Genomic DNA, 12,095 nt, shown 5'->3' with positions numbered 1-12,095 from the left:
GGGCTATCCCAGGGTGGCCAGGGCGAGGGCCGCGTGCTCGCACCAGTGGGCGTGACCGAGCTCGGCGAAGCGGTCGTGGGCGGTGCGCAGCAGGGTGCGGGCCTCCTCGACGCGGCCCTCGGCGACCCGCAGCCGGCCGAGCTCGAGGCGGGCCCGGGCCGCGCCGGTCTCGTCGCCGTGGCGGGCGAACATGCTCAGCGCCTCGGTGAAGCGCTCGGCGGCGGCCGGCCCGCGGCCGTCGGCGGCGTCGAGGCGGCCGAGGTCGAGGCTCAGGTACGCCACCCCGGTCTCGTCCCGCAGCTGCTGGGCGTCGCGCAGGCTGCGCCGGAAGCAGGCGAGGGCCTCGGGATGGCGGGCGTGGGCCTCGTACCACATGCCGAGCCGCCGCTCCATCATCGCCGCCTGCCGGACGGCGCCGATGCCGCGCAATCGGTCGCGGCAGTCGCGGTAGGCGTCGGCGACCGCGGGGGCGTCGGGATCGTCCTCGTGCTCCCAGCGCACGAGCTTGGCCTCGGCGTTGACGGCCATGTACTCGTCCCCGCCCTCCCGCGCCGCGGCGATCGCGCGCCGGAAGTGGCGGCGCACGTCGTCGCCGTCGTGGCGCCACTCGGCGATCTCGGCCATCGCGAACAGCGCCACCGAGCGGCCGACGGCGTGCCCGGCCGCGTCGAAGATCTCGTAGGCGGCCACGGCGTCGCCGTCGTCGACGCTGCCGCCCTCCGAGGCCACCCGCTGCGCGAGGGAGACGAGCATGCAGGCCTCGCCGACCCGGTCGCCGATGCGGCGGGCCGCGTGCAGCCCGGCCCGCGTGGTCTGCTCCCACAGCTGCCAGTGGCCGCGGGTCTCCAGGTAGTTGCGCAGCACCCAGGCCAGGCGCCAGCACAGCTGGTCCAGGCCGTGGGCGTGGGCCTGGTGCACGGCCGCCGCTACCGAGCCGACCTCGGCGTCCAGCCAGGCGAGGGGGTCGGTGAGCACCGACCAGTCGGTGACGTCGGCGAGCTCGGCCACGCCCCAGGCCCGGGCCGGGCGGTCGCCGCTGAAGCGCTCGACCGCGGCCAGGGCCGCGGACAGCCAGCCGGTGAAGATGCGGGTGGCCGCGGCGCGCACCGCGGCCGGGTCGTCCTCCTCGCCGCAGCGCTGGGCGGCGAAGATGCGCACCAGGTCGTGCAGGTGGTAGCGGGAGGTGCCGACGCTCTGCACCAGCTGCGCGTCGGCGAGCTCGTCGACGACCTCGTCCGCGTCGACGGGCCCGTGCTCGTCGCCGATCGCGGCGGCGACCGTCCACGCCGGGAAGGGCCGGGTGGCCAGGGCGCTCAGGCGGCGCAGGGCGGTGCGGGCCGGGGCGCCGAGGCCGACGTACGACACCAGCAGGCTCGCCCCGACCCCTCCGTCCGGCGTGGACAGCGCGGCGAGGCGGCGGCGCTCGTCGGCGAGGCGCTGCGAGTAGGCGGCCACGGGCAGCTCGGCCCGGCCGGCGAGGCGGGCGCCGGCGACGCACAGGGCCAGGGGCAGGCCGCCGCAGTACCGGATGACGTCGCCGGTCGCGGCCGGCTCCGCCCCGGTGCGGCTCGCGCCCACGATCTGGTCGAGCAGGGCCCGGCTCGGCCCCGGCCCGAGCAGCCCCAGCTCCAGGTGGTCGGCCTCGGTGAGGCCGAGCAGGCGCGGGCGGCTCGTCACGAGCACGACGCCGCCGGTGCCGGGGCTCAGTGCGCGTACCGTCGCCGCGTCCGGCGCGTCGTCCAGCACCAGCAGCACGCGACGGCCGGCGAGGCGGGCGCGGTAGAGGGCCTCCCGCTCCCCCGCGCCGGCCGGGATGGCCGCGGGCGGGACGCCGAGCGCGATGAGGACCGAGGCGAGCGCCTCCCACGCGCCTCCGGGCACGCCGAGGCGCACGTGCAGCTGCCCACCGGGGAAGCGCGCCCGGACCCGGTGCGCGACCGCGACCACGAGCGCGCTCTTGCCGATCCCGGCCGCGCCGCACACGGCCAGGATGCGGGTCTCCTCGCCGTCGCCGTCGAGCCGGCGCAGCAGCCAGTCGACGGCGTCCTCGCGGCCGACGAGCAGCCGCGGGGGCGGCGGCAGCAGGCAGGGCGCGTCGCGCTCCGGCGGCGGCTCGGGCCCGATGCCGGTGTCGGCCTCGGCGTCGAGCAGGATGCTCTGCTGCAGCTCGCGCAGGTGCGCGCCGGGCTCGATGCCGAGGTCCTCGACGAGGCGGCGGTGGCCGTCGCGGTAGACCGCGAGCGCCTCGGCCCGCCGGCCGGTGCGGTGCAGGGCGGTCATGAGCTGGGCGCGGAGGCGTTCGGCGTAGGGGTGCTCGGCGACGAGGGCGGCCAGCTCGGGCAGCGGGTCCCCGCCGACGGCGAGCTCGGCGTCGAAGCGCTCGGCGAGCACGGCCAGGCGCAGCTCGGCCAGGCGCGCCGCCTCGACGGCCAGCGGCGGGGTGTCGAGGTCGGCGAGGGCCGGGCCGCGCCACAGGCCGGCGGCGCGGCGGTACAGCGCGACGGCGTCCTCGACGCGCCCGTCGGCGGCGGCCCGGCGGGCGTCGGCGGCGAGGCCGGTGAAGACGCCGAGGTCGATCTCGGTGGGGTCGGCGGCGAGGAGGTAGCCGGACGAGACGGTCCGCACCGCCTCGTCGCCGAGGATGGTCCGCAGCCGGTGGACGGTGCTGTGCACCTGCTGGCGGGCGGTCGCCGGGGCGGTGTCCCAGGTCGCGTCGATGAGCTCGGCCAGCCCGACGGGCCGGGCCGGGCGCAGGAGCAGGACGCTGAGCATGGCCCGCTCGCGCCGGCCCCGCGGCCGCCAGACCGTGTCGCCCTCGCCGATCTCCAGCGGGCCGAGCATCCGGTACCGCACGCTACCTCCCCGTGTGCGCTTCGTAGCCCGTTCGTAGCCGTACGATAGCCGTCGATGCCATGGCGCGTCGGCCGGGCGGCTGCGGTGTGCGGTGCGGGGCGGCTATCGGAACAGTGCGGCGATGTCGTCGTAGGCGGTGACCACGATCCCGGCGACCAGCCCGGCGCCGCCGGCGACGATCGCGCCCGGCACGGCGACGGCGCTGCCCCCGGCCGCGGCGGCGAGCCCGGCGAGGGCGATCGCGACGAGCACGGCGTTGCGCACGATGTGCCCCCGGCCCAGCGGGGTGGTGGAGGCGCCGAAGCACCGGCAGGGTGCCCGGTTGCCGGTGCGGAGGCTGAGCGCGATGGCGCCGGCGAAGACGGCGAGCAGCCCGGCGGCGATCACGAACCCGGCGACGGCGGCCCAGCTCGTGGGCACGAGCAGCAGCGCGACCACGGCGACCTCGGCCGCGACCGACCCGGCGGCGGCCGGCGCGACGAGCCGCGGGGGCACCACGCGCATCTGCCGCAGCGAGTCCGCGAACGCGGTGTAGGCCCCGGCGGAGCCGATCTTCCCGGCGAGCGCCACCACGAACACGGTCGCGACCAGCAGCCTGGCCGCGACTTCCACGTATCCCATGCGCGTTCCTCCCCCGTGATCGAGAACAGCCTATCTCCCGTGGACGCTCGCGCGGCCCCTGCGAACGCCCGGATCTTCGATCTCGTCGAGCACCGCGACCGCCAGGTCGGCGTGGGACAGCGGCGGGTCCGCGTCGGGGACGGTCTCGCCGCCGAGGGTGTACCGCCCGGTGCGCGGCCCCTCCCCGGTGAGCCCGGCGGTCGGGGTGAGCACGGCCCAGTCGACCCCGGTGGCGTCCGCGCGCAGCCGGTCGAGGCCCGCGAGGTGGGCGAGCGCGAACGGGCGCAGGGCGGCCGGGAAGGCCGCGGGGTCGTCGAGCACCAGGCCGCCGGCCGCGGTGCGCAGCGTCGCGAACAGCCCGACGACCACGAGCCGGGGCGGGCGGGCGGCGAGCAGGGCCTCGGCGGCGCGGGCGAAGAACCGCCCGTCGAACGCGTCGCCGAGCCGCGCCAGCTCCTGCGGCCCCGACGCGGGCGTGACCGCGCTGACGACCGCGTCGCAGCCGGTCGTGGCCTCGCGCACCCGCGCCGCGTCGGTGACCTCGGCGCCCCGCCCGAGCGCGACGGGCGCGTGCCCGCGGCGCACCGCCTCCGCCACGACGGCCCGCCCGACACGCCCGTTTCCTCCGAACACAGCGATTCTCATGGGCGCGAACCTAGGGCCGGGGCGGCCGGTTTCCGCAACGATACGGGCGCTACGCTCGGGCGATGGCCGTGCCGCGGGAGCCGCTGGACCCGGACCTGTTCGACCCGATGTGCCCGTCCGGCGCGCTGCCGTTCCAGATCGGGGACAAGTGGACCGGGATGGTCCTGCTGTGCCTGAGCGGCGGGCCGCGCCGGTTCACCGAGCTGCGGGTGCCGCTGCGGGCCGTGACGCCGAAGGTGCTCGCGGCCACGCTGCGCGCGATGGGCCGCGACGGGCTCGTCACGCGCACCGCGCACGACGAGAATCCGCCGCGGGTGGAGTACGCGCTGACCCCGCTGGGCGCCAGCCTGCTGCCCGTCATCGCGGCGTTCCGGGCGTGGAGCGACGCCCACCTGCCCGAGCTGCTCGCGGTCCGGGCCACCGCCTCCCATCCTTGACATTCGTCGTTTGTTTGTGTGTACTCACTTACATGCGCAGCACCGCCGAGGCCCGCCGGGCCGTCCTCCTCGATCGCGCCGTCGCCGTCTTCGCGCGCAACGGCTATCACGCCACGCCGGTCACGGCCGTCGCGGCGGCGGCGGGGATCTCGGAGGCCTACGCGCTGCGGCTCTTCTCCGGCAAGCTCGGGCTGTTCGTGGCCGCCGTCGAGGCGTGCTACGACCGCATCCTCACCACGCTGGAGACGGCGGCCGACGAGGTGGCCGGCAAGAGCCCCGCACTGGTGCTCGAATACCTCGGCGACGCCTACGCCGAGCTCATCGCCGACAAGGACCTGCTCATGCTGCAGGTCCACGCGCAGAGCGTCAGCGACGTGCCGGAGGTCGGGGCCGCGGTCCGGTCGGGCTACCGGCGCCTGGTCGACTTCCTGCGCGTCCAGGGCGCGGACGACGAGCAGATCCAGCGGTTCGTCGCCTACGGCCAGCTGTGCCACCTCATCGTCACCGCCGGGCTCGACACCGTGGACGAGTCCTGGGCGCACGCGCTCACGTTCGGCATGCGGCACGTGCCGTAGTGCGCTTTTTGTTGCCCGCTTTTGTCAGTCAGTGCACACATACTTACTTCGGGAGGAACGCCATGCACGCCACCGAGATCGTCCTGCCCGGCATCGTCGACGCCGCCGGCCTCCAGCTCCGCGACCGGGATCTCCCCGCCCCGGGCGCCGGCCAGGCCCTCGTCCGCGTCGAGGCGAGCGGGGTGTCGTTCGCCGAGCAGCAGATGCGCCGCGGCAAGTACTACGACCAGCCCAAGTTCCCCTTCGTGCCCGGCTACGACCTGGTCGGCCGGGTGGAGCGGGTCGGGCCGGGCGTCGACGGCGCCCTCGTCGGCACCCGGGTCGCGGCCGTCACGAAGATCGGCGGCTGGGCCACCGCGGCGCTCGTCGACGCCGGCGACCTCGTGCCGGTGCCGGACGGTGTCGACTCCGCCGACGCCGAGACGGTCGTGGTCAACGGGGTCACCGCCTGGCAGATGCTGCACCGCATGGCCCGGGTGCCCCGCGGCGGCACGATCCTGGTCCTCGGGGCCAACGGCGGCGTCGGCTCCACCCTCGTCCAGCTCGCCCGGCACGCGGGGATCCGGGTGGTCGGCACCGCCGCGCCGCGCCACCACGCCGCCGTGCGCGCGCTCGGGGCCGAGCCGATCGACTACCGCGACCCGCAGCTGCACGCGAAGGCCCGCGCCCTGGCCCCGGACGGCTACGACGGCGTCTTCGACCACGTGGGCGGGCCGGGGATCCTCGAGTCCTGGCGGCTCGTGCGGCGGGGCGGGGCGCTGGTGTCCTACGGCACGGCCGCCACCCGCGACGTCGCCGGCAATCCGAGGCTGCCCGTCCTGGCCCTGTTCGGGCGGCTGCTGTGGTGGAACCTCGCGCCGAACGGGCGCCGGGCCGGCTTCTACAACCTGTGGGCCGGACGGCGCCGCCGGGCCGCGTTCCAGGCGCGGCTGCGCGAGGACCTCACGAACGTCTTCGCCCTGCTCGCCGCCGGGTCGCTGACCGCCCAGGTCGCCGCCCGCGTCCCCCTGCGCGAGGCCGCCGAGGCCGTGCGCCTCGCCGAGTCCGGCACCGTCGCCGGCAAGGTCGTCCTGATCCCCTGAGCCGCACCCCCGAACCGGGACGGACGGGTCCCGGGCGCGGGCACCGCGCCAGGGACCCCGCACCACCGCGAACCCGCGCGGTGAGCAGCCGTGCGCGGCGCCGGTTCGCGCAGCGGCCGTCGGCGATCACGCGGCGCACGTCGGCGCCACCGGCCGGGACGCCGACGGCGCGCGTCCCGTGGTGCGGCCCGGTGCGGCGCCGGTTCGCGCAGCGGCCGTCGGCGATCGCGCGGTGCACGTCGGCGCCACCGGACGGGACGCCGACAGCGCGCGTCCCGTGGTGCCGCCCGGTGCGGCGCCGGGAGCCGGGCCGGCGCGTCATCGACGTCCGCGGCCTGGGTGTCCGCCCGCGTCCCTGGTCCTCGCGGTGGCCGTCGCCCCACCGGCGGGCCCGGACCTAGGCAAGGTCGAAGGGATTGCGCAACGCGGCCATGGAGCCGTCAGGGTGGCGCACCTCGAGCGGCGACGCGCCCGGGTCCAACCGCAGGCCCGGCTCGCCGGCGATCCAGCTGTGCCCGGCGCGCAGCCCGGCGACGATCGCCGCGGGGTTCAGCGCCTCGGCCCGCACGACGGTGTGCGGCGTGCCGAGCTGCCCGGCGAGGTGGGCGTCGCTGCCGCCGATGGCGGGCTGGCGCCACCCGGCGCCGAGGCGGCGCTTCCACTCGGCGAGGGCGGCCTCGTTGTCGGCGTTCCAGGGCCGGTCGGAGGCCCACAGCCCGTTCCAGACCTCGACGCAGTCGAACTCCTCCCAGGGCCGGCGCATGGTGCCCGTCGGGTACGGCGCGAACGGGTGCGCCGCGATGCGCAGCCCGCCCTCGATCTCCAGCCAGTGCCCGTCCGGGGTGGTGTGCTCCACGCCGCGCAGCACGAGCAGGTCCCCGGCGACGGCCAGGAACCGCTCGTACGTGTCGGTCGTGTTGTGCTCGGTGACCGCGATGAAGTCGAGCCCGGCGGCGCGCGCCTCGGCGACGACCTGCTCCGGCGTCAGCTCGCCGCCGGTGCTGCGCGCGGAGTGGACGTGGCAGTCGCCGCGGTACCAGGGCACCGGCTCACGACCGGGTCAGGCCAGGCGGGCCGGGAAGCCGCCGGTGGCCACCGGGCCCCAGCGGTCGATCGTGATGCGGATGAGGGACTTGCCCTGGTCGCGCATGGCCTGACGGTACTCGTCCCAGTCCGGGTGCTCGCCGGAGATGCAGCGGAAGTACTCCACCAGCGGCTCCAGCGCCTCCGGCATGTCGATGACCTCGGCGGTGCCGTCGACCTGGACCCAGGCGTCGTTCCACTCGTCGGACAGGACCAGCACCGACACCCGCGGGTCGCGGCGCAGGTTCGCCGCCTTGGCCCGATCCGGATACGTCGAGACGACGATGCGCCCCTGCGTGTCCACCCCGCACGTCACCGGCGAGGCCTGCGGGCGGCCGTCGGCGCGGGTGGTGATGACGATCGCGTGGTGGCGCGGGCCCAGGAACTCGACGAGCGCGGCCCGGTCGACGGTGTCGTTCGTCGCGATTTTGCGTGCCATGAGCCGACCGTACCCGGATCTGGCTCCTGGGAGGGACGCTCCCCCGCCGGGCCGCCCGCGGGCAGTCCAACGCCGAAGTCGCCGCGGCCCTGTTCGTCACCGAGCACACGGTCAAGACGCACCTGTCGAACCTGCTGGCCAGCTCGGCCTGCGCGACCGCGTCCAGGCCGTGGTCCTCGCCTACGAGTCCGGCCTGAGGCCCGAAGCCCTCCACGTCCACGGCGATGCTCTTACGTCTGGGCAGTTCATCCGCGGGGGCTATTCGGGGCGGCGTCCCCATGCGGAGATCAGCGGCGCGAGGGTGAGGTCGAGCTCGCCGGCATCGATGGCGGCCAGGTGCGCGTCGATCTCGGCGTCGTCGGCCAATCCGGCGGCGAGCAGTTCGGCGCGGACCATGCGCACCGTCGCGGCCTCCAGCCGGTCGCAGGCGACCCCGCCGACCGGGAAGGAGCCACCCGCCGCGACATCGACCAGGCCGACGGCCCGCAACGCCCGCGGCAGCGTACGGCCGAAGCGCAGGTCGGCGCCGCGGCCGGTCATCAGCTCCCGCACGGCACGCCGCAGCCGGTTGGCGCGCCGCTGGGCCGGGCCGACCTCATCGAGGCAGGCCAGCGGCTGCAGCTCGGTGTCGGCGTCCTCGACCAACAGCCAGCCGCCGGGCCGCAGCGCCGCCACCATCGTCGCCAGCGCCCGGGCCCGGTCGGGCAGGTGGACGAGCACGAGCCGGGCGTGCACCAGGTCGAACGTGCCCGGCTGCGGCGGCGGGTCCCCGACCACGTCGTGCCGGAGCACCTCGTACCCGCCGTGCGGGTCCAGCCAGGCCGGATTGATGTCCGTGGCCAGCACGTAACCGGTTGGCCCGACGGCTTCGGCGAGTGCCGCGGGAATGCTGGGGCCTCCGGCGCCGACCTCCCAGCAGCGCCAGCCCGCCCGCACTCCGAGCCGGTCGAAGTGCCCCCGGGTGACGCCGTCGAACAGTTCGGCCAGCCAGGTGAACCGCTCGCCCGCCTCCACCCGGACGTTGTCGAGCAGATAGCGGTGATCCGGGGCGGACCCCGCAGTGCGCGGGGATGGGGAGCCGGACCCCGCGCCAGCGGCATGCACCGGCCCGCCGGCGGTCGTGTCCGGCTCGGACCCGGGGCCGGCGAGAGGCTGCGACGAATTCACCCCCACATCTTCCCGGCCTACCACGGCTGTGTCACTGCGACACGGAATCAACGCCGACAAAGCCTCGCTCCAGCCGAGCTCGCCGATCACCGCGCGTGGCCGACCACCGCTCCTCGGATGGCCCGGCGGGCTGCCCAGTTCCGGCGAAGCGAGCGGTCATCAGGGGTGCGTGAAGCAGGTCGGCGAGTCGTCATGGCGGCTGGCCGCCCTCGCCTGGAACTCCTGAGAGACCGATGCTCTTGAACGAGGGCTCCGCGCCCGGCAGGATGCCCTGGTGTTCACCACCGACGAGTCCTACCGCGGCGGCACGGAGAAGATCTGTGACTGCTGCGGTCAGCTCAGCCGACGCACGTGGTCGATGGTCGTACGCGACCACCGGCCGTACGCGCTCTTTTCCGCAGCCTGCTACGACCACGGCGATGTCCGGGAGAGCTGGATCGACGTGGTCTTCGGTACGTGGGGTGAAGGCACCGACTACCACGACCATGTGACGTTCGGGTGCAGGTTCGGCCCCGTCAGCAACAGCCCGCTTCCCGCCGCTACAGCCGTCGACGCGGCTGCCGTGGCACCGGACGGCCCGTTGTTCGGTTCGAAGCTCAGCCGAGCCGACGCACTTGCCCATTCTAAGATCAGCGACTTTTGGCAGGTCATCGACTTCATCGTCGAGACCGACCCCCTGGTGCACGAACACCACTACGGGCACCGGCCGGCACCGGACCGCGGCTGACGCCCCGCCGACCTCAGTCCGACTCGCCCACCAGGTCGAAGGCGTGCCCATCAGCACCCCGCGCGGCGCGTCCGCGGCACCCGAGAATCGGCGACCACCGCTTGACCAGCCGCGCGCATATGCCACGATCCGCGCGCTACAGCACGTGACGGCCCAGCGGGCGACTCGGCGCGCGGAGCCGATGAGCGGGCATCTTGCAGTCGTGCTGACCCTAGACGCGAGGTCGGGCACGGTACGGGACATGCGGCCTCGTCCGAACGGGCTGCGACAGCTGCGCAAAGCAGTCGACAGGCTCCTGGAGATCGTTCATACCGCCTCAAGGTGATGATGATGTGAAGACCGGCCGTCTTGATCTCAACATGGAGCACGCCTTGCTAATTCTGGGCGCGCCAACCGAATGTGGACGAACTGTCGGGTCGCCGTTGATCAGGTTCCGCACAAGCCACTGCGAGAGTGCGGCGCCGACGGCCGTTCGTCGTCGACGATGACCGGGCCCGCCTTGGCTGGGGCTTCTTGTCGGTCCGTTCAACCAACAGTTGACCATTCGACCGATTTTGATCGTGGTTGCGTGTACCCGCGGCCGGTCGCCGACGTTCGTCCTGCTCGGTTCACACTGACGACGTGTTGTGAACGACGCGGCCGCCGGAGAAGCCACGGCCGCCATCGACGTAAGGTTGTCGGAACAACCGCAGGCCGTCGACGACGAGTTGCTCAATCGAGCGATCGCCAGGAGATGCCTCGCCCATCGAGCACTCCCGCCGCCTGCCGGAAGACGTGAAGAGCCGGCAGGCGCCACAGCAAGACGGAGCGGCCAGCCTCCTGCGCGAGACGTCGAGGCTCCTACAGCTCCCCAAGATCCAACAGCGGGAGGACGAGGTCCCAGAGGCCCTGCGCCCATTCGCCGGTCATGAACACGGGCTGGGTCAGCACCTGATCACCCGTGTGCTGAACGCGCATGAGAAGCCCTAAGTCGGGTGAACCGATGCGACCTTCGTACGTGTACGCCAGCAGCAGCCCGCGGGGCTCGGCGTAATCGCAGAGCCAGTCCTCCAACCGCAAGGGCACCTGACCGACGAGAGCCCTGCCGGCCAGCGTGACTTGCGGCCCGGTGATCGCGTCTACAGCAACGGCTGCAAGTTTGGAGTCGTCGTAGTGCGTCCTCACACCGAGCTCCCGGAACCAAGCATCTGGAAAGCGCCTGGCCGCAGGGTCGTCATTGACCATGATCGGGGCCGTGTCGAGTGCGCGGCAAACTTGGTCATGGCTTACTCCGAAGCGCAAGGGGCCAACGGCGGCGAGCGGAGTGAAGTCCCAGTGCTGGCGTTCCGCATCTACCTTGACATCCCACACGGCCACGATTTTCCCAGTCCGCTTCCTCGCGCGCCGTCCGGGCTCGGGCAAAGCCCGATCATCCAGCTGTTCACCATCGGACGTCGGGGCGGCGGACTGGTCCTAGTTCGCGCGATGCCGACCGCTTCGGGCAACTTCATGTGCGCACATCTGCCGCTGCGGGCTCGCTGGTCATATCGCACTGATCGCCACGGACGGTAGCCGGCGCGAGGATGTCGAGCCTCCCCGTAGTGCCGGGGACCGCGCACCCACAGTTAGCGAAAGGCCGGGGTCAGCGTTGCCGCGTGACCGCCCATTGGCTACGGTCCGGCTTCGCAGCTCGTGCGTTCGGATCGGCGCCGATCGCCCCCGGCGCCTGCCGAAGTCTTGATCAGGCACTCCTCTGCTGCTGGCGACCGCTCCCGGCGGCACTGTGTCGATTCCCGTTCGCGTGGCACCCCGATACTGGAGGCGTGGCGTTCGACTCGGGCAAGGTCAGCTCGTTCTGGAACCGTCACCACCACGCTCGTGGGCATGGCCGTCGGCATCGCCGTCAACGGCCTGTACGACGACTACGGCTGGCCTGCGGCTGGCGCCTGCGCGGCCGCGGCGGCCTCGACGGCGCTGCTGGTCCGCCTGCGGCGGCTGCCGTCCCGGGCGCTGCTGGTTCGACTGTTGCATCGCGTCTTCATGTCAGTGACGTTCGCGGCGCTGGCCGCCGGGGCATTCGGGTGGGTCTCAAATCCCCGGCCCGTCCTGCTCGTGGCCGTCGGTGCGGTAGTGGTCGTCCTGGTGACGACACCCGGCGTCCGGATGTTGCGGACGCTCTTCCGGGTGGCGATGATCGGGATCGCTGTGGGATACCTGAGCGCGTTGCTGCCCGAATGGGACCGGTCGGCTGTGATGAAGGCTCTCATCATCGGCGTCTTGGTCATGCTGGCCAACGTCTACCTCATCGGCAGTGAGCGTGGCCTTGAGGCTGCGACGGAGCTCTTCGCTACCCCGCGGCCTCCACCGAACTTGACCGGCGACCACGGCGTCCGGATCTGCCGCTACGTGAGTGCGGTGACCGCCAGCGCTTGTCACCGATGGTGAGCGGCCTGCCGAGGCCGGAGCTTCCGATCGTGCCGATGACCG

Annotated in this window: 13 protein-coding genes; 6 read left to right on the top strand and 7 right to left on the bottom strand. The window is 73.9% G+C overall.

Annotated elements, in window-relative coordinates; all coding sequences use genetic code 11:
* Nucleotides 1–3: 3 nt before the first annotated feature.
* The 3 genes from ACQP1P_RS16895 to ACQP1P_RS16885 all read right to left on the bottom strand — a co-directional run bounded on the left by ACQP1P_RS16895 (nt 4) and on the right by ACQP1P_RS16885 (nt 4,119).
* Complete coding sequence (locus ACQP1P_RS16895) at nt 4–2,853, bottom strand: BTAD domain-containing putative transcriptional regulator (protein ID WP_433087620.1); 2,850 nt, start codon at nt 2,851–2,853, stop codon at nt 4–6.
* A 102-nt stretch (nt 2,854–2,955) separates the two neighbouring features.
* On the bottom strand, nt 2,956–3,474 hold the full coding sequence (locus ACQP1P_RS16890; RefSeq protein ID WP_433087619.1) for a MauE/DoxX family redox-associated membrane protein: 519 nt from the start codon (nt 3,472–3,474) through the stop codon (nt 2,956–2,958).
* Nucleotides 3,475–3,504: 30 nt separating this feature from the next.
* The gene (locus ACQP1P_RS16885) at nt 3,505–4,119 is read right to left on the bottom strand and encodes an NAD(P)-dependent oxidoreductase (protein ID WP_433087618.1); all 615 of its coding nucleotides are present in this window, start codon (nt 4,117–4,119) and stop codon (nt 3,505–3,507) included.
* A gap of 62 nt (nt 4,120–4,181) precedes the next feature.
* Here ACQP1P_RS16885 and ACQP1P_RS16880 point away from each other — a divergent pair, with 62 nt between their 5' ends.
* From ACQP1P_RS16880 to ACQP1P_RS16870, 3 genes are all read left to right on the top strand, one after another.
* Nucleotides 4,182–4,556, top strand: a complete 375-nt coding sequence (locus ACQP1P_RS16880) for a winged helix-turn-helix transcriptional regulator (protein WP_433087617.1) — start codon at nt 4,182–4,184, stop codon at nt 4,554–4,556.
* Between the two features lie 32 nt (nt 4,557–4,588).
* The gene (locus ACQP1P_RS16875; RefSeq protein WP_433087616.1) at nt 4,589–5,131 is read left to right on the top strand and encodes a TetR/AcrR family transcriptional regulator; all 543 of its coding nucleotides are present in this window, start codon (nt 4,589–4,591) and stop codon (nt 5,129–5,131) included.
* A 62-nt stretch (nt 5,132–5,193) separates the two neighbouring features.
* Nucleotides 5,194–6,213: a medium chain dehydrogenase/reductase family protein gene (locus ACQP1P_RS16870; RefSeq protein WP_433087615.1), complete on the top strand. Its 1,020-nt coding sequence runs from the start codon at nt 5,194–5,196 to the stop codon at nt 6,211–6,213.
* A gap of 397 nt (nt 6,214–6,610) precedes the next feature.
* On the opposite strand, the gene ACQP1P_RS16865 is transcribed toward ACQP1P_RS16870, so the two are convergent.
* Together ACQP1P_RS16865 and ACQP1P_RS16860 are read right to left on the bottom strand one after the other, a co-directional pair.
* Nucleotides 6,611–7,258: a PHP-associated domain-containing protein gene (locus tag ACQP1P_RS16865; RefSeq protein WP_433087614.1), complete on the bottom strand. Its 648-nt coding sequence runs from the start codon at nt 7,256–7,258 to the stop codon at nt 6,611–6,613.
* Nucleotides 7,259–7,273: 15 nt separating this feature from the next.
* On the bottom strand, nt 7,274–7,735 hold the full coding sequence (locus ACQP1P_RS16860; RefSeq protein WP_433087613.1) for a PPOX class F420-dependent oxidoreductase: 462 nt from the start codon (nt 7,733–7,735) through the stop codon (nt 7,274–7,276).
* 17 nt (nt 7,736–7,752) lie between these two features.
* Here ACQP1P_RS16860 and ACQP1P_RS16855 point away from each other — a divergent pair, with 17 nt between their 5' ends.
* The gene (locus ACQP1P_RS16855; RefSeq protein ID WP_433090024.1) at nt 7,753–7,932 is read left to right on the top strand and encodes a LuxR C-terminal-related transcriptional regulator; all 180 of its coding nucleotides are present in this window, start codon (nt 7,753–7,755) and stop codon (nt 7,930–7,932) included.
* A gap of 61 nt (nt 7,933–7,993) precedes the next feature.
* Here ACQP1P_RS16855 and ACQP1P_RS16850 read toward each other — a convergent pair whose 3' ends face one another.
* Nucleotides 7,994–8,749: a methyltransferase gene (locus ACQP1P_RS16850; RefSeq protein WP_433087612.1), complete on the bottom strand. Its 756-nt coding sequence runs from the start codon at nt 8,747–8,749 to the stop codon at nt 7,994–7,996.
* Between the two features lie 427 nt (nt 8,750–9,176).
* Between ACQP1P_RS16850 and ACQP1P_RS16845 the strand changes: the two genes are divergently transcribed.
* Nucleotides 9,177–9,629 (top strand): hypothetical protein, encoded by a 453-nt coding sequence (locus tag ACQP1P_RS16845; protein WP_433087611.1) that lies wholly within the window; start codon nt 9,177–9,179, stop codon nt 9,627–9,629.
* An 840-nt stretch (nt 9,630–10,469) separates the two neighbouring features.
* On the opposite strand, the gene ACQP1P_RS16840 is transcribed toward ACQP1P_RS16845, so the two are convergent.
* Nucleotides 10,470–10,979 carry a hypothetical protein gene (locus ACQP1P_RS16840; protein ID WP_433087610.1) on the bottom strand — a complete coding sequence of 170 codons (510 nt, stop codon included), beginning with the start codon at nt 10,977–10,979 and terminating at the stop codon, nt 10,470–10,472.
* Nucleotides 10,980–11,492: 513 nt separating this feature from the next.
* Here ACQP1P_RS16840 and ACQP1P_RS16835 point away from each other — a divergent pair.
* Nucleotides 11,493–12,053 carry a hypothetical protein gene (locus ACQP1P_RS16835; protein WP_433087609.1) on the top strand — a complete coding sequence of 187 codons (561 nt, stop codon included), beginning with the start codon at nt 11,493–11,495 and terminating at the stop codon, nt 12,051–12,053.
* The last annotated feature ends 42 nt before the right edge of the window (nt 12,054–12,095 follow it).

The organism is Dactylosporangium sp. CA-052675, from assembly GCF_050947935.1.
In the GTDB taxonomy this organism is placed as follows: Bacteria; Actinomycetota; Actinomycetes; order Mycobacteriales; family Micromonosporaceae; genus Dactylosporangium.
The sequence above is the reverse complement of the archived record's forward strand: the minus strand, read 5'-3'. Positions and strand labels throughout refer to the sequence as shown.